The following is a 24,362-nucleotide window of genomic DNA, read 5'->3' on the forward strand; positions in this document are numbered from 1 at the left end:
TAGGTTATATCCGTTTACTTGACAGCAAGCTCGATCGCACCCCCAACCAACTGCTCGTAATCCGCCAATAACCACGGAGGCAAACAACTATTCGCATCCTGAATTTGCAACTGGCCAGCGCGACAAAACAGCATCGCCGCTAACAAATTATGCACAGCCTTAGGCGTTCCAAACCCTTTACTCAACTCAGAAACCAATGAGTTAAAAAACGCACATTCACTCTCAGTCAGAGGCTCATTAATAAACCCGCTACCCAGCATTGCCTTGTAACCCTTGCCAAAATCACTCCGATACAAAAGTTCCACTTGTTCGGCAGAAAGACTCAGCCACAAATTAGCAACTTGCGTGCGAATTTGCCGCAAATCTGCTATTACCAATTCAGCCGTCGGGTCAATTTCATAAAGATTCACAGCAGCAGTTAATTGATTGAGAAACTGCGGCAAATAATCTTGGTTGACAATGGTTTGTTCTGTTGCCGGAAATGCGCTCTCAAACACCTTTTCGTAATCCTCAATCAACCACTGCGGCAAGCGGGTGCGAGCGTCGGGAACCCGCATTTTTCCAGGGACAAAATACAGCATCGCACCCAGCAGAGCATTGATAGCTTGAGGATGCACCAACCCTTTACTAATTTCGGTCAATTGCTGCAAAAAGTTTTGTTCCGGTTCAGTCATTGATTCTGCTGGCAAGCCGCAGCTAAGTATTGTTTGATATCCTTTGCGAACTTCTCCTCGGTAAAAATGTTCTAGTTTTTCTGAAGGAATACTCAGCCAAAAATCAGCTAGTTGTTTGCGAATTTGGCGGAGTTCCAAAACTACCGATTCTTCAGATGGATCGATGCGGTAAAGATTGACGCATCCTAGCAGTTGATTTGCAAATTGCGGCGATTGAATGTATTGCGCTAGCAATTCAGAACTTGACTCAGAATTGATGGCAGATTCTGTCTCAAAAACTTGTTCGTAATCCCCAATTAACCAGTGCGGCAAGCGGTTGCAAGCGTCGGGAATGCGCATGGTTCCCGGTGGGAAATACAGCATCGCCGCCAGCAAGGCGTTGACTGCTTTGGGATGCACTAATCCTTTGCTAATCTGCGTTAGTTGCTGCAAAAATATTTGTTCGCTTTCCATCATGGCTTGATGTTGAAAGCCGCTAGTTAGCAATATTTGATAGCTTTTACCGTCAGCACTTTGGTAGGTTGCTTCCAGGTTTTTGGCGGGAATGTTCAGCCAGAAATCAGCGATTTGTTTGCGGATTTGGCGCAGTTGAGATATTGCTGAGATGTTTGATGAATTTATTTGGTAAAGCTGGACGTTATTCGAGAGTATCTCGCCCAAATCTGGCTGCTTGGGAATGCTATCCTGCAAGCTGCGGGAGGCTTCTAGGTGGCTGGTTTGCCAGTTGCTAAAGAGTTCTTGAAATAATTTGCCGATCGCCCCCGAGTATGCAACACTGTCAAAACAGGCGGGATTGCCCTGCATTTTTTGCTGAATTTCCTGCCGTTTTTGCTGCCGCAACTGCGGGTTAGTGCCGAGAGTGACGGCTAGCTGAATGTAAGATGCTTCGTCATGGGCGATTAAATCTGGCATTGAGAGCGATCGTACCACAGCCGCTCCCATGCGCGATCGTAAAGTATCACCATCCCTGACAACAGTTGGTAGCCCAACCTCCAGCGGATCAACCAGAGAAGTCGTCCCCGCATAGGGGTAAGAATCCAAATAAACATCACCCAACTTCAAAACTTCCTTGACATCCGCACGGTTAGGAAAAGTCTTCAACACCCGCAAACGCTGACTCTCAACCCCATACTTAGCAAAAACCCCTTGCATATTATTCACGAAAGCCGCCCCTGGATAATAATTAGTCCAGCTAGGGCCAAAAGGCATTAAAAACAGAACAGAATTAGGAACAGCAGCTAGAATCTTTGCCCAAGTTTCCCTTAACTCCGGCATCAACTTATACAAATTCGCACTCGAAATAAACACAACCGATTCCTCAGAAATGCCAAGGCTATGTCTGTTGAGTTGAATATTAGGAGTATAAGGTTCGAGAGTATAGCTAAAACAGCATCCCAGCCCGTCAACAGTTACTAATTCCTCCCGATAATGCGCGCCTCCCTCAATTGCAGGTTCCATCAACTTGCCAGCAATGTAATAATCAATGTGGCGCATTCCCGTCGTGACAGGAGAATTAAAACAAGTAGTTTGTACCCGCGCCAATCGATGCAGCGCCAGCAAACTAATCGGATGAGTTACAGCAGTAATATTCGTAGCAATCAGCAGAATATCTAAGTCATCAGCGCGGATTTCCTGAACTTGACCCGGCAAGTCATTCGACAGTTGCACCAGTCTGTCAGCGCGACTCTGGCAATACTGTTCTAGTTTATTGCCATCCAGATTGAGAGCGTACAAAATAATCTCAAACTGTTCTCGGTTGAGATATTCAAAAGCAGGCAAAGTGGCGAAAGTTTCCGTCATCGCCCCGAAATGTTTAGTCAGAACACCGACCCGAATTTTCTGTCTGTTTGCAGGCCTTGCCGGAAAAATGCAATCAATTGCCGCCCCGCGATTTTTCATCGCAAATTCAATAATATCTGCCCGCTTCCTGTATATTTCTTTGAGATTGGCACTGTTGAAATACAGCGGGATGAAGTTAGCAGTTTGAGTGAAAAACCAGGCAATTTCCTGCCAAACTTGTGAATTTTGGTTTTGGAATATATTGCGGTGTACGTAACTAACCCATCCCTGCACGTAGCGGCAATAATTGTCCGCCTCTCCTAGTTCTTGAAAGAGCATCGGCGCCGCAAACATAAATTTGAGATAGTCGTTGATAAACCAATTGGGTATAGCTGCATTTTCATACTTCAGCAACAACTGGTCAGCCCGACGGTAGAGAGAAGCTGCTAGTAAGTAGTTAACATCTTTAACAGTTTTAATTCCCTGGGACAGATGTGCTGCTAGTTGACTGGTCAAACTCTGTTCAGTATCAGTCAGTGCTTCATATTTGATAGTGCTGTTGAGCAGCATTTGATGTGCCTTACCTGCATCGCCTGAGTAGGCAGTTTCTAGTTGTTCTGCGGGCAAATTAACCCAATAATCGGCAAGTTGTCGGCGGCTTTGGCGGATGTGAGCGAGGGCAACTTGATTGGTTTGGTCTTTTTGGTAATCTCCCAAGTATTGAGGAAGGGAAGCTAAGAATTGTTCGGGTTTATTAAGTTGAGCTAATTCATCAGCAATTAAGTTACCGTGTTGCTGCAAAATTTGTTCTGACCAACGAACTTCTTCGGGTTTATAAAGTTGAGAGTGCAGGCGAACAATTGTAGCTCTCATCAAGTCTAATTTTGGGCGTTCTCCCGCCATTTTTTGGGTTCTGCTAGAGCCGTCGCCGTGTTGCCTGTAGTAGAGGTAAGGCTGAGGCAATCGATACCCCAACCAGCCTTTTTCATAGGCAGAAATCCAAAATTCCCAGTCTTCGCATCCCAGCTTCATCACTTTTTTCAACCCGCCTACTTGCTCGTAAATTTCCCTTCTAAATAGGGAAGTAGCGGGAGCTTGATTGTCTCTCAAAAACAGATTGGGGTCAAAGTCGCCGTGGGTGACGAAATCGCAGTTTGCTCCGAAGTGCTGCACATCTGTATAGACAAAGCCCACATTCGGTTTCGCTAATAAAACTTCAACGCACTCCTCTATAAATTTGGGATGAATTTTATCATCAGCATCCAGGAATAAAATTAATTTTCCTGACGAATTCTGAACGCCAACATTCCTCGAATCAGCGGGCCCAGTGTTGGGTTTATCGATGAGGCGCAGGGCTTTTTGAGAATATAATTGAATTAAATAATTTGCGAAGTTGCTGGTATCGTCGGTGCTGCCGTCGTTGACAATGATGCACTCCCAGTTTTGATAGGTTTGACTGACAACACTTTCTACAGCTTCTCTGAGTAAATTTGCGTGGTTGTAGCAGGGGATAATGATGCTGACGAGTGCTGGTTCGGGCGTGCGGTAGGGCATGGCATTTAGCTGTGACGGAGAGATTGCAACGGGGACGGTAGTGGCGGGTTTGACACCTCGGCCGATGATGCCGTATTCATTCCATATCTTAAGCGTTTCTTGTTGCGATCGCCCTGAACCATGTTCTAAACCTTGTTGGTTGTGGTAGTAAAGCCCAATGATTTCTGGGATGCGGAACATATTTTCTGTTTTCCCAACCCGCAACCAAAATTCGTAATCGCCAGCACTGGCAAAATCGGCTTGAAAATACCCGTATTTGTCGTGCAGAGATTTTCTCCACATCGGCTGAGAACCTGTGATGCAGCGCTTTTCCAGTTCCTCATAAGAAAATTCCGGCCAATTCCACCGCGTTTGAGCTTGCGTCGCCGCCCAGGTATCGTTGACAATATTGGTAATTATTTGATCTCCGTAAACCAGGGCAGTTTCGGCTTGCAAGTCCAAATGATTGGCCATAATTTCCAATGCGTCGGGGCGGTGTCTGTCGTCGGCGTTAGCATTAGTAATGTATCTGCCTCCCGACATCTGGATGCCTCTATTCCAAGCGCCATAAATGGTTTCTCGCTCTGGTATCCGGCAGTAAATTATGTTAGGATATTTAGCTTGAAACTCCCGAACCACTGCTCCTTCATTCTGTTGGGAATTGCTGTCTATTACAATGATTTCCAGTTCGCCTTTTTGGTACAGGGTTTGGTTTACCAGGTCTTCCAGACATCCGCGAATAAAGTTTTCTGAGTTGTAGGTAGAAACTATGGCGGATACTTTTAATGAATCTGAAACTTGAGGGGTGACATCTTTTGTTTCATATTGAATTTTGGGCGTCTGTTTGTCAATTAAAGTCATGAATTGAACTGCAACATTCGTCAGTTCGCTTTGCAAACGGCTATTGTCGTTCGCCAGCAGTTGTTCAAATTGGCGCGACAAATTTCGATCGAAAAACTCCGTGAAGTGAATTCCTTTTGTTTGCCAAAAATTGTTGATGTAATTGACCTGATGTTTGATATGATAGGCAACAGGACTAGCAAGATATTTCAAGTTGAGATTTTTCTGATGAGCGGTAAGCGGTATCCACAAATCCCACCAGGGAAGACCTAAACTAAATTGGGAAGTTGGAAACTGTTCTAACAGTTGTTTGTCAAAGAAGAAGAAATCAAATCCCTGAGCGTAAACTTTCCCCTCTGTGTTTTCAGATGTCTCGACATCGACTCGCGAACCGAAAACTATGGAATTTTCCGCTTCTTTGCAGATTAAGGCCAGAAAATCACTACCAGCTTTCAGGCGGATATCTGAGTTGACTATGCCGCAGATTTTTGTAGGGCGATCGCGCAAATATGCAAACATATCATCAAGATACACTAGCGGTCTTCCCGCCTCGACCCGTGCATCGCGGTTTACCGCATGAAAAGTAACATTTTCATAGATGGGCTGTAGTTGGCTAATTTCTTCAGGGCTATTGAGCGAAACAGGCGAAAATCCCAGAGCTCGCCAGCTTTCAACAGCAGCCCGCTGATTGTCAATATTTCCCGGTGCGATGCTGGTTGCGATCGCGATATGGTCGATCGCACTCACAGACAAGCCGCTTAAACTAAAATTGTCCGCATCTTGACTGGGAAGCGGTTTTTTCACATAAAAAGCATCTCCCCAAGATGGATGGGAAGGATTGGCCATCGCTACTCGCACAAAGCCGTAGGATGAGAGAAAATCATCAATTTGGTCAATTAACGCGCACCCTTCATAAAGTTCCTCGCGATTAACTTCTGTGATAATTGCGTCTATATATTTCAAAGTCTCGACTGCGCCTTGAAATGCTAAAAGTTCTGCCCCTTGAATATCAATATTAATGATATTAAAGTCAGGGGGAGTGAACGGGCTTTGTTCCATCAGCGAGTCAAGAGTTTTCGAGATTACGGTAACTTGATTCACCTCTACCATGCCGGGGTAAATATCTTTATGCAGCTTCAGGGGCAGAATGCTGCTGCTCATATCGTGGGAATTCACTCGCAGATTGACTGTGCCATTTTCGTTGCTGACAGCGCAATTTGCCGCCCACACATTAGGGATTCCAGCTATATTCTGTTTCAATCTTTCAAAGACAGAAGGGTTAGCCTCTATAAATAGGACTTTTGGCACGCCCATCGCTTGATATTCCTTCATTTCTTGCCCTTCGTGGGCTCCGATGTGAATCAAACCGCGCGGGCTAATCGAGTGTTCCTGGCAAAGCTTCTGTAAGTTGAGATACCCTTTTGTTGCAATCACTTCATTACTGCTATTTTGAGCTATTCTGCCACCAGGAATATGATGTTGATTTGCCTCGAATTTAGCATAAATATCTCCCCACAGTAAGCGGTCATTGCTAGACTCTAGGTAATTGACAAGAAGTTCGTCGGACACCCATTCAGGAAATACTAAATTAGTTTGTTCGCCATTGGCAAAATTGAAAAGCTTGTATCCGAGACTTTTCAATTGGTTGATGCAGTTTTTGGTATCATAAAGAAATTCTATGGCAAACTCAAATGATATATAGGGAATTGGTGTAGATAGTCCCTGCAATACTTGATACTCGAATCCTTCAACATCTATTTTACAAAAATGCGGTCGTCCCCACACTTTTATCATCTCATCTAAGGTCGTAACTTCTACGGTAACAGTTTCATTCCATTGGTAGTTAGAAAAGCGTCCGGTTTGCCATTTTTTAGAAAAAGTTGAGATGTAATTGGCATCAGTACAAACGGAAAGCTGCATCGTTCCCGCTTGTTCCGCCAACCCTTTGTTAACGATGGCGATGTTTTGATTGTGCTGGTATTTGTCGGTCAGGATGTTGACACAATTCGGCTGTGGTTCAAAGCAGATTACTTTCGCCCCAGCGGCAGCATAGACATCAGCTTTTTGCCCGATATTTGCCCCCACATCAAAAACCAGCTCTCCAGGTTGAACAAAGTTACGAATAAAATCTATTGCCATTGATGATTTAATTGCCATTGTTTTAAATTCCTTTTTTAGTGCTGCAACATGAAAGTCAAAAGTCAGAGTTTAGTTGAATCATTATTCGGGAATTTTAACCTTTTACAGGATATTTTAGAAAATGCCGAAGGTCTGTGGCTTAACTTTTTTGAGTGATTTACTATAGATAAACAGCCGATCGCACTGCGGTTGCTCCAAAGCTTCTTCACAGTTATACGCCAAGTCGGCTACCAAAATAGCACAGTCGGGCGATCGCTTGACAAATCAAGGATTATAGTGTAGTCAAAAATGCACTCGTTAGTAAAACACTCCCAGATCCTGACGGCTTCCAGGGCAGTTCGGTTTCCACCACCTCAGACTCCAAACGCACTGCCGGGATTCCTCCCACGCAAAAACAAGTTACAAATACGTTAAGATTGATGAACATAAATAAAAAATCCCAAGTCACAGGGACTAAATAATTAGGAGGATCAACCTCGGTGAATAAACGCTGGAGAAACGCTGGACTGTACGCACTGCTGGCTATTGTAGTCATTGCCTTAGCAACCGCATTTTTTGACAAACAGCCCCCAAGTAGGGAAGTTTGGAAGTACAGCCAATTCATTCAGGAAGTCGAAGGCAAGAGAGTAGACAAAATAAATATCAGTTCCGATCGCAGCAAAGCTCTCGTAACGGCTCAGGACGGCAACAAGGTGATTGTCAACCTGCCGAACGACCCCGAACTGATCAACATCCTGACCAAAAACAACGTAGACATTTCGGTTCTGCCCCAAAACGACGAAGGCTTCTGGGTAAAAGCCCTCAGCAGCCTGTTCTTCCCGATCCTGCTCTTGGTGGGACTGTTTTTCCTGGTGCGACGCGCCCAAAACGGGCCCGGCAACCAAGCCATGAACTTCGGCAAATCCAAAGCTAGAGTCCAAATGGAGCCGCAAACTCAGGTGACATTCGGCGACGTAGCCGGCATCGAACAAGCCAAGCTAGAACTCGCAGAAGTCGTGGACTTCCTGAAAAATGCCGATCGCTTCACCGCAGTCGGAGCAAAAATCCCCAAAGGCGTGCTGCTAGTCGGCCCTCCCGGAACAGGCAAAACCCTGCTCGCAAAAGCAGTTGCTGGAGAAGCAGGCGTGCCCTTCTTCTCGATTTCCGGTTCAGAATTTGTGGAAATGTTCGTGGGTGTGGGTGCTTCCCGCGTCCGCGACTTGTTTGAACAAGCTAAAACTAACGCTCCTTGCATCGTATTTATCGATGAAATTGACGCGGTAGGCCGCCAGCGCGGAGCTGGTTTGGGCGGTGGTAACGACGAACGGGAACAAACCCTGAACCAGTTGCTGACCGAAATGGACGGCTTTGAAGGCAATACTGGCATCATTCTGATTGCTGCTACGAACCGCCCTGATGTGCTGGATGCTGCGCTGCTGCGTCCGGGTCGTTTCGATCGCCAAGTTGTGGTCGATCGCCCCGATTTCTCCGGCCGCCTGGAAATTCTCAACGTTCACGCCCGCGGCAAAACTTTGTCGAAAGATGTGGACTTGGAAAAAATCGCCCGCCGGACACCGGGTTTCACAGGTGCCGATTTGGCTAACCTGCTGAATGAATCGGCAATTTTGGCCGCCCGTCGCAACTTGACCGAAGTCTCGATGGATGAAGTCAATGATGCGATCGACCGCGTGCTCGCAGGCCCAGAAAAGAAAGACCGCGTGATGAGCGAAAAGCGCAAAACCTTAGTTGCTTACCACGAAGCCGGTCACGCCTTAGTCGGTGCGCTGATGCCCGATTATGACCCTGTGCAGAAAATTAGCATTATCCCCCGCGGCCGCGCTGGCGGTTTGACTTGGTTCACACCAAGCGAAGACCGGATGGATTCTGGCTTATATTCTCGCTCATACTTGCAAAATCAAATGGCCGTTGCTTTAGGTGGCCGCATTGCTGAAGAGATTGTCTTCGGCGAGGAAGAAGTCACAACTGGCGCTTCCAATGACTTGCAACAAGTCGCAAGAGTAGCACGGCAAATGGTGACTCGCTTCGGAATGAGCGATCGGCTAGGCCCTGTAGCTCTCGGTCGCCAACAAGGGAATATGTTCATGGGTCGCGATATTATGGCCGAACGGGACTTTTCTGAAGAAACCGCAGCCACGATCGATGATGAAGTGCGTTTGTTGGTAGAGCAAGCTTATCGGCGCGCTAAAGATGTGCTGGTTGGTAACCGCCACGTTCTGAATGCTTTAGCAGAGATGCTAGTTGATAAGGAAACTGTGGATGCTGATGAATTGCAAAATTTGTTGGCTAACAGCGATGTCAAGATGGCGACAATTGCCTAATTGATTTTAAGATTTGAGATTTTAGATTTAATCTAAAGTTTAAAATCGGTAATTGGGGTGGTTCTGGGATTGTCTGGAATTGCCCCGATTTTTTTGTGCTGCGATCGTCGGCTGTTTCAGAGCGTTGTGCTTCTTGCTTTCATTCTCGTATCTTGAAATTATCTGCGTCGATCAGTGTTTTTCTGTCTTATATCTGCCGTTGACCGGCTCGATCAAAGATTTATACAAGAAGTTTGTTGTGCAGTGCGGGCGATCGCACTGCATCATTTCCATGTAACCGGACTTAATATCACCCTTGGTAAACTTCTCGCCGGTGACGCACTTTACTGATATCGACCGTGCGGCTGTCGTCATCAATGGTGTATATTACCCTGTAATCGCCAACCAGAATTCGCCAGCCATTTTTCTCCCCCTTTAACTTGAGACACCCCGGCGGGCGCGGGACACTTGCTAAAGCATTTATCTGGGGATAAATTCGGCTGCTGATTTCAACGGGCAGAGCATCCAGGTCTTTTTGAGCCGAACGTGCAGTAATGACCAAGTAATCAGACATTCAACATACCCTTTTTCTCAAGCTGTTGCTTAACTTCTTCCCAGGGAACTCTTGGTTCATCTTTTCTAGATTCAATGGTCAAAGAGTCATAAACATCCTCCCAGAGTTCGCCGTGCTTCTCGAAGTCGAGCACCACCGCAATCTTTTCGCCTTCGCCGTCAACTAAAAACTGAAAGTCGATCGGTTCGCCACATTCAGCCAACACGTCAGCCCAAAATTCGCTGTGTTCTTTGAGGTCAACAATTGCAGCGGTTTTGTTGCCTTCATTGTCGGTTAAAAATTGAACGCCGCGCATATTGTAGTTTGGCATATATTGAAGTTAGTAAGGTGTACTAAAATTATAGGCGAGACAGAATGAGTTAAGTAGGTGATTACAAAGAAACAATAGTATCTTGTAGGGGCGGGTGCCGGCGAAGAATCTAGGAAACCAGCCAGTTTATGAAGGCCAAACCCGCCCGATCCATCTAATATTTATTTGTACCCACCTACATAGCATGAATCATCAATCTTGGTTGACACTACTAAAAAAACACCGGGCGATCGCCGTCATCCGTTCCTCCGAAAAAGAACTCGCTTGGCAGATGGCATCAGCGGTAGCAGCAGGCGGAATGCAGTTTATTGAAATTACTTGGAACACTCACAAAGCTCCTGAGTTAATTGCTGAACTCCGCTCCGAATTCCCTACTTTTAGTATTGGCACTGGCACTTTATTAAACTTAGAACAATTGCAGCAAGCCATAGACTGCGGCGCTCAATTCCTGTTTACTCCGCACACAGATGTAGCTATGATTAAAACAGCAGTTGATGCCGGAGTGCCGATCGCCCCTGGTGCTTTTTCTCCAACAGAGATTATGGCTGCATGGCAAGCAGGGGCTACCTGCGTCAAAGTGTTTCCGATATCGGGTTTGGGAGGCGCGGCTTACCTGAAAAGTCTGCAAGGCCCTCTGGGGCACATTCCTTTAATTCCCACTGGCGGGGTGACGCGGGAAAATGCCAAGCTATTTATTGACGCTGGGGCGATCGCCGTTGGTTTAGCCGGAGACTTATTTCCCAAAGACTTAGTGCAAAATCGAGATTGGCGGGCGATCGTCCAAATTGCCAGAACTCTCACCCAAAACTTAACAACTTGTTAATCCCTCTTTCCAATCTAAAATTTCAAATCTAAAATCTAAAATAGTACGAGGTCTGAGGAATGAACAGCATTATGAACTCAACTTACTTGCGCCGCGCCGCAACTTTCTGTGCAGGCTGCGCCCTAACAGTTGCTGCATTCTGCGGCGGGCAAAATCCTGCGATTGCCGGCGAACAGCACAACATAATTGCCAATAGAATTATGCAGTTGCAGCAATCCAGTCAACGCTGGATTGAAATTGATTTGTCAAGACAAAAGTTAATAGCTTGGGAAGGAAATAAATCCGTTTACGCGGTGTTTATTTCGAGCGGCAAATCATCGACTCCCACCCGCACGGGAACCTTTGCCGTTCAAACTAAATACCGCGTTGCTAGAATGACTGGGGCGGACTACGATGTGCCGGACGTTCCCTATACAATGTATTACGACGGTGGCATGGCAATTCACGGCGCTTACTGGCACAATTTGTTTGGCAATCCCGTCTCTCACGGCTGCACAAATGTAGCTGTAAATCACGCTAAATGGCTGTTTGAATGGGCCTCGGTGGGGACGCCAGTAGTGGTGCACAAATCTCAGGTTTAGGGCATGGGGCATCGGGCATCGGGCATCGGGTATAGTCGAACATTATTAGAACTGATGCACCGGTGGTCAGAAACCGGGTTTTTTTGCGAAATACTGCGTTACAGCCGTAGATTCGGTCAAAAACCCGGTTTCTTCGATCGGAGTGCATAAGTCCTGGTTTTTTTAGGCGTGCTTAATTCCTAACTTAACTGCACCACTGGCCTATCCTCTAACAACGTTTCATTGGTCAACAAATCTTCCACAGTAATCCGCAAAAATCGCTGTTCGTCAACGCGGAAGAAGATTTTGATGCGATCGCCCCCCGGATACCCCGGCGGCGTCAATTGCGCGATACTGCGAGCTCCATCTTTGTCATTTAGTGGCTGTACCGACGTTTGGCCCGTGAGTTGGCGAGTAATTAGCCGATCGCCATCAAAATAAATCTCCGTGCCCCCAGTTTCCGCTCCCAATTCGCCGATAATTAATTCAATACTCGGCTGATTTTCTAAAGAAGCTCCCAAGACTAATTCTACTGGTTCGCTCATCGGATAAGACTGGCCAGATTTAATTAAACTGTGCCAACTGTGGCAATTTTCGCGACGGTTCCAGTAGCGAATGCCGTAACTGTGATAGAGAAAATCTTTGATTTCTATGCCTTGACTCAGTTGCAGAGCACCTTGGGCGATCGCCTCAAAGGGTTTGTCGCACCGAATCTTTGCCGGCTCGAAATATTGCTGCACCCAGCGTTGCACAGCCGGAATTTGTACCGTACCACCAACTAGCAAAACTGCATCAATATCGCCAATTTCTAAGCCTTGGCGCCGGGCTTGCTGCAATACTTGATTCATGCAATCGTCCAGGTTGTCAAAAAACTGATGTTCGGCGAGAATAGATTCAAAGCCATCACGGTCTAATTCTAATTCGTAACTCTCAAAATTTTCATCATCAAAATAAACCTCAACCGCCTTATTTACCAAAGATAACTGAATCTTTAACCGTTCTGCCAATCTCGTCGTAATCGGAGATTTTGCCAGCCCTTTCGTTTTGACAAAATAGTCAGCCAGCCAATTATCAATATCAGAACCGCCCAAATTTTGTCCGGCTTTAGCCAAAACCCGGGCAACTTTTGCCTTTTGTGCCGAAGATTCAGCTAATAACTTTTCGCCCCATTTCAGCAGAAAACCCAGCGGCTTTTTGTTGCTGTTAATGTCCAGGCGCACTAAAGAAAGATCGAGAGTTCCGCCGCCGAAATCAATGACTAACAGATTTTCGCGATCGGCTAAACCGTAACCCAAAGCAGCCGCCGTAGGTTCATCCAACATCCGCACCTGTTCTACTTGCAGAGATTGAGACACTTTACCCAACCAATGGCGGTAAGCCTCAAAACTATCTACCGGCACAGTAAAAATTAAAGAATCTACAGGTAAAGGCAGTTCGCGAATTGAACTCACAATTCGGCTCAAATACCACTCACCGACTCGTTCAAAATCAACAACTCGCCCGTCAATTTCCGGCACAAAACCCTGAACGGAAGTGCCAATTCCCCGCTTAAAATTGCGGAAAAATCGAGAATCTCCACTCAAATCAAGGCCTTGATCGCGGACTTGCTGACCGACTATTACTTTACTTTGAGCAGCGTCCTCAACGTAGATCAAACTGGGAATTAGGGGCGGATTTTGAGCCGAAATTGCCGACAATCCCGGTAATTTCAAAGTTTCCGGCTGCTGGATGGCCTGATTCCAGCGAGCGATGACGGTGTTGCTAGTTCCAAAGTCAATTGCGATCGTCATTGGGCCAAAATACACAGCTACTAGGGATTAAATCATCTTATGGTATTTCGAGCCGCAAATGCCAACAGATGATCAAATTGTTCTTGCATGAACATTTTGTTGCAAGCGAAACTGCTTTAGTGGCGGAGTCTTCAATTTTGTGCAACTACATCTTTTGCGATGCCACAAAAGCCCGCCACTTTTATAAGCGGCACAAAACTCACCTGTCCGCAGTGGACAAGCTTTTATCTTTGATATCAATCCAATTTTCACAGGGAGCGTCAAAAATGCTGGAAATTGGCGATCGCAAAAAAGCACTCTTAGCTCTCACACTGCTTGTCCCTGCTGCTAGTATTGGTGCAGTAACAGCATTGTATATTGCTCCCGGAAGCTGGGGACAAACACTGTCAGCCTTGTGTCAAGTTTGGTTGCTGGTTTTTCCGATCGCGTGGTCTGTTTTAGTCGATCGCCAAAAACTGCATTTCTCCCTCCCCAAGCGCCGAGAATTGCTAGCTGGAGCTATTTGGGGAACATTCATGTTTGCGGTGATTGTGGGTATCTACAGCCTGTTCGGTCAGCACTCGATCGATCCTGTAGCGGCCAAAGAAAAAGCGCAGGAAATGGGGATTAGTAGCCCTAATATTTTCTTGATAATCGAAGCATATTTTGTGCTAGTTAACTCGCTAATTGAAGAATTCACTTGGCGGTGGTTTGTCTGCAACAAATGCCAGATTATGATGCCGGGAACACCAGCCATATTTCTCAGTTCGCTATTTTTCACGCTCCACCACATTTTTGTCATCGCAGCCTACAGCGACTGGCGCGGTGTGATTTTAGGCTCATTAGCTGTCTTTGCCGCCGGGATAATTTGGTCGCAATGTTATCTAACTTACCGTTCGCTTTGGTCTAGTTATATCAGCCACGCGATCGCAGATTTGGCACTGGCAATTATTGCTTGGCAAATCCTCTTTAACTAGCTGCTCTTTCAGCCACTATCGCTGGCAATTCTACAATAAAACTTGACCCTTTTCCCACCTCACTTTCCAGACTAATATACCCACCCATCATCTCACAAAAATTCTTAGTAATTGCCAGTCCCAAAACCGTACCGCCGCCGTACCTCAGAGTAGATTGGTCTACTTTCGTAAAATGTTGAAATACTTTTTCAATTTCCTCTGGATTCATCCCAATTCAAGTATAGCTCAATACGGTTTACTTAACGCTTTTTTGTCCGAAGAGAACGTCCCCGCGCGGCAATCTCCGTATATATTTTTCACATGATTTTATAGACTGAACAGTCTTAAGTGAACTGTATTGACCTATAATCGCTACTCCTTGAATTTTCTCCAGTTTATCGGCAGGTTTATCGGTACTTAAACTAGCAACTTCCCGAATCGGTGTTAAGAAAATAACTGCGGGTTTTCCCGTTAAGCCAGAGAGTGAAGCTTCGCGGGTGATTTCAGTGCCGCCGACTGCACTTTTAAACCAATGGCGATCGCTGCGGTTGAGGCGATCGCGCGCAGTGCCGCTGCCGCCCGCCACAACGTATCCTTCTAAATTGTCAGCTTCGGCAAGGTATCTGTCGCTGTAGCTGCGGTTGACAGCAGCCAGCAGCTGCAACTGTTGGCTGACTTTCATGCTGATTGTACCGGGATTTTGACTGAGGCTGCGCAACACTTGAACGTTCATTTGTTCCCACCGGGAGATGCTTTCGGTTAAGACATCCGATATTAATTCAAGGTTTTGTGGCGCTGGCGATCGAATAATCTTAGCTGCGTGAAAACTGGTAAACCATATCGCTGCAAGCATCGGCAGCACAGCGCCCAAAATCAGATTAATTGCGATCCGGAATCGCAAACTCAGGAAAAATAATTCTTTCATAATAGGATATTTTTGTAAGCGAACTCGTTTGATACATACCCCTAACCAGCCGCAGCAGCTTAGGAGTCAAGGTTGGCAGGATCTATGTCACTTTACCCGGATTATTTCTTCGATCTTTACACGGTGATTAGATAATTTGCGTAACTTTTTCATTACGGTAATTACTTAGACAGGATTTGGGTGGACTATACCTAATCGGCCCAGAAGTGGCAGTCGCTTTTTTACGTTCTTTCAGGCGATCGCCTTTGATTAACAAATTTAAAACTTACGCAGCCAATTAAATTTATACTGGTGAACGTCTACGTTCTGTACCGCGATTGCGAAACCTACTTTTTCAAACAGTCCCGAAGGCATCAACCGGGTTTTTAGACGAGTCTTTGACCAGAGTGATCGAGTAATAGTTGAAAAAAGTGATTTCTTCCCTGATTAGCACGTTCCAGACTCAAATTCGCGCGATTCCCTCTTTGGGATCGATCGCGCCCTGCCTGTATTTGAGCAAATCACATCTCTGAGTCCTGACAAAATATGATATTTGAGCCAGCAATACTGACAGTAAACTTACAAAAAAATACAGCCACCGCTCCGTGTTTTTGTCTGTTGGATCGATCGGGAAATCAACACTCTCAAATTAAGAATTTTATTCTGGGATATTTCAGTGTAGAATTTTCCCAATCGCGATCGTCAATCTCCTATAGAGTGTTACCTATGCTACATTTTACTGCCAGAATATTTACCCCCAGAGTATTTAGTCCCACCGAAAAATTTAGGTAATTTCCGGTTTCCCGTACCTACCCGTCTGTAAGATAAACAAGTGCTGTTATGTTAGACAGGAAGTGTTGTCTAGCTTGGTGTTGACCGCGAAAAAGCTGAAGTTTAAGTAGGGATCTGCCTTCAGGAGGAAATTGCCTCTCAATCAAAATTTATCCCTACAGGAACTGTTTTGGGTTGACATCAATCGTTATTATCAAATCAATCACAGCGAAATTATGCCAGTTCGATACTGGGGTATTGTGAACAGTCCCTAGGTTTGATTGAACTTACACACCAGGAAAGCGGTAACTAATATTCACCCGCCCCTCTTTCCTATCGAACTCTATAAACCAGCGCTCGTCGCAGCGCCTTGATGGAGTCGAAGTCCTCAGCGGGAGTTAAAAATGAAAATCACGTTTGTTCTTCCTACTCTGTGTCTGACTGGTGGAATACGAGTAGTATCTATTTTCGCAGAACGTTTGAGAAAGCGAGGCCACGAAGTGTTCGTCATCTCTGTACCCCACCGCCAAGCAAGTCTGCGCCAGCAAGTCAAGTCGCTGCTGCGGGGACGGGGTTGGATTGCCACACCTGAAAACGAACCTTCATTTTTCGACAACTTAGATGTAGAACACAAAATTACCGATCGCAACCGCCCGGTAGAGGACAAAGATGTACCTGACGCAGACGTGATAGTTGCCACCTGGTGGGAAACCGCCGAGTGGGTAGCAAAACTCTCCCCCAGCAAAGGAGCAAAAGCTTATTTTCTCCAGCATCACGAAGTTTTTGACTATTTACCTCAAGGTAGAGTAGAAGCAACTTGGATGCTGCCCATGCACAAAATTACCATCTCTCAGTGGTTAGTTGACCTAGCTAAGACTAAATACGGCGATCGCCAAGTTTCCTTAGCTCCTCCTAGTGTGGACACTAAGCAATTTTACGCCTGTCCTCGCAACAAACAATCGGTTCCGACAATTGGCATGATGTACTCTACAATTTACTGGAAAGGAACCGACATCGCCCTGAAAGCTTTTTCCCTAGCTGCCGAAAAAATCCCCAACCTGCGTCTGGTTGCCTTCGGTGTAGATGCCCCATCCTCGGAATTGCCGCTACCAGCCAATGCCGAGTATATAATTCAACCCGACCAACAAAAACTCAAAGACTCTTACAGCAAATGCGATGCTTGGCTGCTGGCGAGCCGCTCCGAAGGCTTCGGGTTGCCAATTATCGAAGCGATGGCGTGCCGCACTCCCGTCATCAGTACCCCAGCAGGCGCTGCTCCTGAAATTTTGAGCGGCGGTAGCGGCATACTTGTCAGACCCGAAGATCCCGAAGAAATGGCAAAAGCCATAGAGCGTATCTGTCAGTTGCCAAATTCAGAGTGGCAAGCCATGTCCGAAGCAGCCTATGCCAAGGTAGTCAATTATACTTGGGAAGATGCCACCGCTCATTTTGAAGCGGGATTGAAAGTTGCTGTAGACAAATCTAAACAGCGGGACGTTAAAATCGTTTCCTTTTCTCCCTACTATGTGCCGGAAGAACCGGAGCGCAAAGTGCCAGTAGTATCGGATCGTAAAAACAAAGTTGAGGTTGGATGCTAACTGCTGCAATTTGAAATTCTGCACGACGCGTGCTCTTGACGCGGGATTGTCAGCAATAATTTCATCTCGTTTGGTGGGGTGCTTCTGCCAAAACCCAAATCGCCAGTGTCCTGTTTTCTACCAAGCAGTCTCGAAACGAATTCTCACCGCATCGACTAGCGAATAGTGGTTCAAAGTTACCGCCCGCCAAAAACTGAAGCCGAGTGTCACAGAGGTTTTAATGCTGGCACCGTTACCGGTGGGACTTGTCTAGTCCTCAAACATCTCCCGATTGCTAAGGGGGATAAGTCGGTGACGCCAAAGTCAGGCCGGCTATCAAGTGACGATCGCCTCGAACGTTCGCCCGCACCCTGCACAAAAAGCCAAAAACAGACTCGTAAGTGCCAACTTTCTGTGATGATGGAGGAGTTTTATAAACCACTGTCCTTCTTCCGCATTTATTCATGAAAATTACTTTTGTCCTTCCTACCCTCGGTCTTACAGGTGGCATGAGGGTGTTATCTATCTACACCGAACTTCTCCAAAAGCGAGGACACAAAATACTTATCGTCTCTACACCCCCGCGACAACCGACTTTGATCCAACAGTTGCGATCGCTTCTGAGAGGTAGGGGTTGGGAACCCGCTCCAAAGAAAGAACTGTCTCACTTTGACGAGGTGGATGTCGAAAGCCTAGTTCTCGAAACCAACCGTCCAATTACCGACCTGGACGTACCTGATGCCGATATTATCATGGCTACTTGGTGGGAAACTGCCGAGTGGGTGGCAAAACTCTCCCCGAGCAAAGGAGCGAAAGTATATTTTCTCCAACACTACGAGGCTTTTGACTACGTACCAAAAGGTCGAGTAGAGGCAACTTGGCGGCTGCCGATGCACAAAATCGCTGTGGCTCAGTGGCTGGCAGAAAAAGCTCGGAATGAATACGGCGATTTGTCTGTCTCTCTCGTCCCTCCCACCGTGGACACCAAACGGTTTTACGACCCCCAGTCGCGAAGTAAGCAACCGCGAGGCAAGCAATCCGTTCCCACAGTCGGGCTGTACTATTCTACAACTCCTTGGAAAGGCTGCGATATTGCCCTGGAGGCTTTCTCTCTAGCTGCTAAAAAAATTCCCAACCTGCGTTTAGTTGCCTTTGGTTCGGGGGAAACTCCTCCTCCTTTTTTGCCGCTGCCGGAGGGTACTGAGTATATAAAGTCACCAAATCAAGACCAACTTAGAGAATTCTACAGTAAATGCGATGCTTGGTTGTTTGGCAGCCGCTCCGAAGGCTTCGGCTTGCCAATTATCGAAGCGATGGCTTGCGGCACTCCAGTCATCGGCACTCCTGCTGGTGCAGCTCCGGAACTACTTGCTGGCGGGGGTGGAATCCTGGTCGAGCCAGAAGACCCAGAGGATATGGCAAAAGCGATCGAGCAGATTTGTCAGTTGTCTGATATCGAGTGGCGAGCAATGTCTGAGACTGCTTTAGAGACGGTGATTAATTATACCTGGGAGGATGCAACTGATCTCTTCGAGGCTGCACTGTACACTGCTATGGAACGTCAGCCACAATTAACGGACAAGGCGTAAAATTGAGGCTGATTTAAAAGATCGGGTAAGATGCGATCGTTTAAGCGAGAATTTTTATCGGGCAAATCGATCTGTCTTCCTACAATTTTCCTGCCAAAAAAAACCTATGGTTGCGTTAATCCCAATTGTTATGTTCGGCTGGATTCCGATCGTTTTTTACCTGTTTGTGAGGTTTCCGACTCAGCGGGCGGTAATTATAAGTTTTGTGGTAGCGTGGCTGTTTTTGCCGCAAGCTTCTTATCCCATCCCCCTATTGCCACCGTATAACAAAATATCGGCGTCTTGCTACGCGATTTTGCTGGCTACTATTTTCTACGATACTGCGCGCATCACCACTTTTAAACCGGGTTGGCTGGACATACCAATGGTAGTTTTCTGTTTGTGTCCCATTGTTTCACAAGTTACTAATGGTGGCAGCCCAATTTCTCCGACTTTCAGCCAAATCATTACTTGGGGTATTCCTTATTTTTTAGGACGCTTGTATGTGGGTAATTTAGACGGGCTGCGACAATTGGCGATCGGAATTTTTGCAGGTGGGTTGGCCTACATTCCTTTTACTTTGATTGAAGGGGTTAGGGGCCCAGTTCTGCACCAAATGGTTTACGGCATGAGTGCCTTTGAGGACTGGGGTCAAGCAAGGCGTATGGGGGGGTGGAGACCGGTAGTATTTATGCAGCACGGTTTGATGGTGGGCGTGTGGATGATGACAGCCGCCTTAATCGGAGTTTGGCTCTGGCAAACTGGGACGCTCAAAAAGTTTCAGGGCCGCAACATCAAGACTTTAGCAATTGTAATAACTATTGCTTTTTTCCTGTGCCGTTCTACGGGGGCCTACAGTTTATTTGCAATCGGGTTGATCGTATTATTCTGTGCCAAGTGGTTTCGCACCTCTTTGCCCCTGCTATTTATAATTGGATATATAGTGTTTTATCTGTACGTAGCTGCATCGGGTCAATTTTCGAGCCAAGAGGCGATCGGCTTCATCACTCAATTATTTGGCGAAGAACGAGCCGCTTCTCTGAAGTTTAGATTTGACATGGAAGAGATATTGGGGGAAAAAGCGCGGCAAAGATTTGTGTTTGGCTGGGGGGATTCGGGCGGAAACCGCGTGTACAACCAGTACGGTAAAGATATCTCGATCACCGACAGCTTGTGGATTATTGCATTTGGCATCTACGGTGCAGTCGGTTTAGTTAGTTTATTTTCTTCATTGTTACTTCCTGTTGTGGTCTTTTGCGTCAAGTATCCCGCCCGAACCTGGTCTAATCCCAAAGTGGCGCCCGCTGCGGCGCTGGGAGTAGCCTTAACTATGTACGTGTTTGACTGTGTTTTGAACGCTATGACTAACCCGATTTTTGCGGTGATTGCTGGAGGAATATCGGGTCTGGTTTTAAAAGCTCCAGAAAGTCTTAAAGCCAAGAAAACCAGTTCGCCGGCAAGAAGACAGTCGCTGGTTCACCAAAAATCAGGATGAGGTTCGCGCTCTTGCCATCTCAGCTTGAATATCTTGTATTCCCTGCATACAAAAACTCAAAAATCTACTACCTTTAAATCAAATCAAGTTCGTGAGTTTCGTTCTATTTCTCAGTTGCTCAAAATTAGTGAGTCTAAAAAATGTAAAAATTTATTTTTTAGATTAATTTACAAGGGTTCAACGATTAGCACGGATTGATTGGGGTTTTGATTAAAAGTGTGTTGCAATTTGTAAATATTAATGGGTCTTACACACTTTCTGCGAGAAGGAGCTGATGCTTTACACAATCTTTAAAATTCCTGAGTGGACAGTTAGGGTGTACGGGGATATACTTAAGAAAGTATATTCACGCCCCGCCCCCAAGTAGTGAAAAACATTCTTGCTGTAGTGGGGGTGAGAGTGAGTTGTAGATTAAGATTAAGGCTGGAAGGTAATAACAAATGAAAACAGTTAATTTATTGAATGTCTCTATAGATAACTTGTCAATAACAGAGTTGTTTGAAAAACTCGATTCCGAAGGCGGTGTCGTATTTACCCCCAATGTAGACCACTTAATTAAGTTGCAGTATGACCGCGACTTCTATGAAGCTTACAATACATCTAATTATAGAGTATGCGACAGTCAAATATTGATGTATGCCTCAAAATTTTTGGGAACTCCTATCAAAGAAAAAATTTCGGGTTCAGACTTGTTTCCGGCATTTTATCTTTATCACAAAGATAACGAGAACATTAAAATATTTTTGCTAGGAGCGGCGGTCGGTATTGCTAAAACAGCCCAGGAAAAAATCAACCAAAAAATTGGTAGAGAAATAGTGGTTGAAGCACTTTCTCCTTCTTTTGGCTTTGAAAAAAATGAGGAAGAGTGCGAAACAATAATTGACGCGATTAATAAATCAGGAGCTACAGTTCTGGCTATAGGAGTGGGAGCGCCGAAACAAGAGAAGTGGCTGGTTAAATACAGAAGCAGATTCACACAGGTCAAGGTTTTCTTGGCCATAGGTGCAACTATTGATTTTGAAGCTGGTTGCAAAGCCAGATCTCCCAAATGGATGAGCGAAGTCGGCATAGAATGGGCGTACCGATTGTTAAGCGAACCGAGAAGGTTGTGGAAAAGATATTTGATCGAAGGTCTGCCGTTTTTCCGCTTGATAGTAGAACAAAAATTAGGGTTTTATAAAATGCCTTTTGTTAGATAAGCTGTCGCGCATTTAAATTGTATATCGAGGGCGGGCTCTCCCGCCCACCCCACAAGAGTGTTTGATTGTTTTTTAACATCTAATTTAAGTGCAGAACAGCTTAGCAAAACCACGAAGCTAAAATGGGAAGGCGGTTCCTAAAAACGGCAGCGACAAATCTTTAACGTAAATGAAGCTGAGTATCAGACTCTGGTGTTTGACTTCAGCGCCAGACGGATGCAAGCTGTGGATAGCCCGATCGCACTTTTTCCCAAAAATATTTATTTTGCCCGGTATTTCCCGGTAAAATCGGAAAGAAACCTTTCTGGCAAATCCCTAACTAGGGATTTAAATCATGAATCTGCCTTCTTTCTTGTGGTTGTGGAAAATAGCGGCTTGGTCAATGGGTGTTTCCCTGCTAGCTTACGTGTTGCTGGCCGTTACTGGAACGTGGATGTTTGCCGCCCGCAGTACGAAACAACCGCGCCCAAAATGGCTGCGTCCCTTTCATTTGGCGACTGGTACGGGGATGGCGACTTTGGTAATTTTGCTGTTGGGAATTGGCGTAGTCGGTACGCTGGGATACTACGGCAATTTAGGTCACTCGGCTCATTTACCGGCGGGGTTAGCTGTTGTGGCTTTGGTGTTGGTTTCTGTGGGAAGCGGGCTGCAAATTGGCCCTAAACATCCGTGGGCGCGTCCCCTCCATATCGGCGCTAATTTGGCTTTGTTTGGGGGATTTGTGATTGTTTTGTTAACAGGATGGACGATTGTACAAAAGTATTTACCGAAAGTTTAACGTTTGTTTTTAGTGAGGATTTCAGTCCTCCGATCGAAGATGCGGACTGAAGTCCTCACTACGAACCTACTACTTTACTGGTGAAATCTAAGATGTGCTGAGCGGTAATCTGCGGCTTTTCTAAGTGGGGAACGTGTCCGCAATCCGGTATCCAAATTAGTTGGGAATTTGCGATCGCACTTTGAAACTTCTCCGCATCCGCCGTCCCCAATATTCTATCTTGTTTTCCCCACAAAATCAATGTCTGCTGCTGAATTTGCGACAGTTTTTCCCCAAAACCGCCGTAGCCGCCGCTTTTGGTAAACGCAATTAAAGCTTGATTCCAGTTGGGCATTTCTAAGTGCAAAGCCGCGCAGGTTTGTGCGTCAACAGAAGCCCAAGTTTCGTCGCAATAAGCATTGACGCTAATTTTTTGGCGAATTTTGGGATTTCGCAAAAATGAAGTTGCCAGATATCCTAAAGGAGGAATTAAAAATTTTCCCTTATTAGATGTGACGGCAAAACCAGCACTGTCTATTAACACTAATTTTTTTACAGCTTCGGGATGGGCGAGGGTGAAATCTATTGCTGCTGCACCTCCCATCGACGCGCCAACTAAGATTACAGGTTGCGAAATAAGGGTTTTCCAGAAATAATAGAGGTGAGTGCCAATTGCCATCGCGCTGAAGGGCAAACCCGCCGCTCTTTCTGTAAAGCCAAAACCCAACAAATCAACTGCCCAAGTCTCATTATTTTCGGCAAGCAGCGGCAACAGGCGGCGGAATTCAAACACGGAACTGTCGAAGCCGTGAAGTAGCAAAATCGGGGTATTTCCGCTGCCTTGGCGCGCGTAGGTTGTGGCAATTTGCTGCTGGTTTAGGGGAGTTGTAATTGGCTCAACTTGAATGCTTTTGGCTAAGGCAATTGAGGTGGATTCTGTAAGTTGTGCGATCGACTTTGGGAGAAAACTTGCTGGCATAATGCTTGATAAATTGTGAATTTGTAGCGGCGGTGCTCCCGCGATCGCCCTAACATTTAAGTATATATCCTCGATCGCCCTTATTTAAGTATTTAGGTCGATCGCTGCTGAGTATCGCTTTGCCCAGGCTAAGGCTGAGTTTGTTAAAGAGATGCTAAAGTATTTGAGAATTGTTGCCAATAATTCTTTTTTAGTTTACTATGCTTAAGGGCAGTAAGTCTTGCTTGATCCAAGTTAAAGCGCAAATCAGCATCTAGCGCCAGAGAGATTAAAACTAGGAACCCGCCAAAAACTCGTCTAATGTCTGGACGCGGGGAATAGCGGCCTCCGAAATATTTAAGGGGAAACAGCTCGCTAGAACGGGGAATTTAGCCCTGTCTGCGATTGTACATCGATCGTATTGAGAATATATCTCAAGTCGATCGTACAAGCAAGCCAAACAATTTGTTACTAAAGTCGATCGACTTCCAAAACAGATGAACCAACAATACAGCCAACAGAACCAAGAGTCAAACCCCGGACAGTTCGGGAGTTTTACCTTTTACGGTGAGACACCAGAAGTCTCTCAAACCGAAGACAGCACAGAAATTCAGCCAGACTCAGCTCAGAGTAAATCATTCCCGCTAGCAATGGCAAGCATCGGCGACAAGCTACTGATAGTTAAACTCAAGGGTTCAGATGGCACAGTGCGCCGCCTCATCGGCATGGGATTTGTCTCCGGCATCGAAGTTCAAATCATCAGCAATTCTGGCGGTTCCGTCATTGTAGCAATGGGCGACAATCGCATCGGTTTGGGGGCGGGTATGGCACAGAAAATTATGTGTACAAATTAGGGGCATTGGGCATTGGGCATTGGGC

General features: G+C 46.0%; 18 protein-coding genes. 11 read left to right on the top strand and 7 right to left on the bottom strand.

Features of this window, described 5'->3' with window-relative positions; translation table 11 throughout:
• Nucleotides 1-14: 14 nt before the first annotated feature.
• Complete coding sequence (locus QUB68_RS04270) at nt 15-6,983, bottom strand: FkbM family methyltransferase (protein WP_332989690.1); 6,969 nt, start codon at nt 6,981-6,983, stop codon at nt 15-17.
• Between the two features lie 461 nt (nt 6,984-7,444).
• Between QUB68_RS04270 and ftsH3 the strand changes: the two genes are divergently transcribed.
• Nucleotides 7,445-9,283: an ATP-dependent zinc metalloprotease FtsH3 gene (ftsH3, locus tag QUB68_RS04275; protein ID WP_332989692.1), complete on the top strand. Its 1,839-nt coding sequence runs from the start codon at nt 7,445-7,447 to the stop codon at nt 9,281-9,283.
• A gap of 289 nt (nt 9,284-9,572) precedes the next feature.
• On the opposite strand, the gene QUB68_RS04280 is transcribed toward ftsH3, so the two are convergent.
• Both QUB68_RS04280 and QUB68_RS04285 read right to left on the bottom strand, forming a co-directional pair.
• Nucleotides 9,573-9,836 carry a type II toxin-antitoxin system RelE family toxin gene (locus QUB68_RS04280; protein WP_332989694.1) on the bottom strand — a complete coding sequence of 88 codons (264 nt, stop codon included), beginning with the start codon at nt 9,834-9,836 and terminating at the stop codon, nt 9,573-9,575.
• A complete protein-coding gene (locus tag QUB68_RS04285; RefSeq protein ID WP_332989696.1) occupies nt 9,829-10,146 on the bottom strand; it encodes a hypothetical protein in 318 nt (105 codons plus the stop codon). Before QUB68_RS04285 ends, QUB68_RS04280 begins: the two co-directional genes overlap by 8 nt.
• A gap of 184 nt (nt 10,147-10,330) precedes the next feature.
• Between QUB68_RS04285 and QUB68_RS04290 the strand changes: the two genes are divergently transcribed.
• A complete protein-coding gene (locus tag QUB68_RS04290) occupies nt 10,331-10,969 on the top strand; it encodes a bifunctional 4-hydroxy-2-oxoglutarate aldolase/2-dehydro-3-deoxy-phosphogluconate aldolase (RefSeq protein WP_332989698.1) in 639 nt (212 codons plus the stop codon).
• A 59-nt stretch (nt 10,970-11,028) separates the two neighbouring features.
• Entirely contained in the window at nt 11,029-11,550 is a 522-nt protein-coding gene (locus QUB68_RS04295; RefSeq protein WP_332989699.1) for a L,D-transpeptidase, read from the top strand.
• A gap of 179 nt (nt 11,551-11,729) precedes the next feature.
• Here QUB68_RS04295 and QUB68_RS04300 read toward each other — a convergent pair whose 3' ends face one another.
• Nucleotides 11,730-13,319, bottom strand: a complete 1,590-nt coding sequence (locus tag QUB68_RS04300; RefSeq protein ID WP_332989701.1) for an Hsp70 family protein — start codon at nt 13,317-13,319, stop codon at nt 11,730-11,732.
• A gap of 266 nt (nt 13,320-13,585) precedes the next feature.
• Between QUB68_RS04300 and QUB68_RS04305 the strand changes: the two genes are divergently transcribed.
• Nucleotides 13,586-14,275 (top strand): CPBP family intramembrane glutamic endopeptidase, encoded by a 690-nt coding sequence (locus QUB68_RS04305; RefSeq protein ID WP_332989702.1) that lies wholly within the window; start codon nt 13,586-13,588, stop codon nt 14,273-14,275.
• Here QUB68_RS04305 and QUB68_RS04310 read toward each other — a convergent pair.
• Together QUB68_RS04310 and QUB68_RS04315 are read right to left on the bottom strand one after the other, a co-directional pair.
• On the bottom strand, nt 14,268-14,483 hold the full coding sequence (locus QUB68_RS04310; protein WP_332989704.1) for an ATP-binding protein: 216 nt from the start codon (nt 14,481-14,483) through the stop codon (nt 14,268-14,270). The two genes, QUB68_RS04305 and QUB68_RS04310, sit on opposite strands and share 8 nt — an antisense overlap.
• A gap of 27 nt (nt 14,484-14,510) precedes the next feature.
• On the bottom strand, nt 14,511-15,179 hold the full coding sequence (locus tag QUB68_RS04315; RefSeq protein WP_332989706.1) for a hypothetical protein: 669 nt from the start codon (nt 15,177-15,179) through the stop codon (nt 14,511-14,513).
• A gap of 1,154 nt (nt 15,180-16,333) precedes the next feature.
• On the opposite strand from QUB68_RS04315, the gene QUB68_RS04320 reads away from it, so the two are divergent.
• The 6 genes from QUB68_RS04320 to QUB68_RS04345 all read left to right on the top strand — a co-directional run bounded on the left by QUB68_RS04320 (nt 16,334) and on the right by QUB68_RS04345 (nt 22,546).
• Nucleotides 16,334-17,527 (top strand): glycosyltransferase family 4 protein, encoded by a 1,194-nt coding sequence (locus QUB68_RS04320; protein ID WP_332989708.1) that lies wholly within the window; start codon nt 16,334-16,336, stop codon nt 17,525-17,527.
• 165 nt (nt 17,528-17,692) lie between these two features.
• The gene (locus QUB68_RS04325) at nt 17,693-17,974 is read left to right on the top strand and encodes a hypothetical protein (protein ID WP_332989710.1); all 282 of its coding nucleotides are present in this window, start codon (nt 17,693-17,695) and stop codon (nt 17,972-17,974) included.
• Entirely contained in the window at nt 17,971-19,095 is a 1,125-nt protein-coding gene (locus QUB68_RS04330) for a glycosyltransferase family 4 protein (RefSeq protein ID WP_332989712.1), read from the top strand. The genes QUB68_RS04325 and QUB68_RS04330 overlap by 4 nt, the downstream gene beginning before the upstream one ends.
• A gap of 106 nt (nt 19,096-19,201) precedes the next feature.
• The gene (locus QUB68_RS04335) at nt 19,202-20,569 is read left to right on the top strand and encodes an O-antigen ligase domain-containing protein (protein ID WP_332989714.1); all 1,368 of its coding nucleotides are present in this window, start codon (nt 19,202-19,204) and stop codon (nt 20,567-20,569) included.
• Nucleotides 20,570-21,009: 440 nt separating this feature from the next.
• Complete coding sequence (locus tag QUB68_RS04340) at nt 21,010-21,768, top strand: WecB/TagA/CpsF family glycosyltransferase (protein ID WP_332989716.1); 759 nt, start codon at nt 21,010-21,012, stop codon at nt 21,766-21,768.
• Between the two features lie 334 nt (nt 21,769-22,102).
• Nucleotides 22,103-22,546: a DUF4079 domain-containing protein gene (locus QUB68_RS04345; RefSeq protein ID WP_332989718.1), complete on the top strand. Its 444-nt coding sequence runs from the start codon at nt 22,103-22,105 to the stop codon at nt 22,544-22,546.
• Between the two features lie 58 nt (nt 22,547-22,604).
• Here QUB68_RS04345 and QUB68_RS04350 read toward each other — a convergent pair whose 3' ends face one another.
• Complete coding sequence (locus QUB68_RS04350; RefSeq protein ID WP_332989720.1) at nt 22,605-23,504, bottom strand: alpha/beta fold hydrolase; 900 nt, start codon at nt 23,502-23,504, stop codon at nt 22,605-22,607.
• 476 nt (nt 23,505-23,980) lie between these two features.
• On the opposite strand from QUB68_RS04350, the gene QUB68_RS04355 reads away from it, so the two are divergent.
• Nucleotides 23,981-24,337, top strand: a complete 357-nt coding sequence (locus tag QUB68_RS04355) for a FeoA family protein (protein ID WP_332989722.1) — start codon at nt 23,981-23,983, stop codon at nt 24,335-24,337.
• The last annotated feature ends 25 nt before the right edge of the window (nt 24,338-24,362 follow it).

It is taken from the genome of Microcoleus sp. A006_D1 (assembly GCF_036702805.1).
Classification (GTDB): domain Bacteria; phylum Cyanobacteriota; class Cyanobacteriia; order Cyanobacteriales; family Microcoleaceae; genus Microcoleus.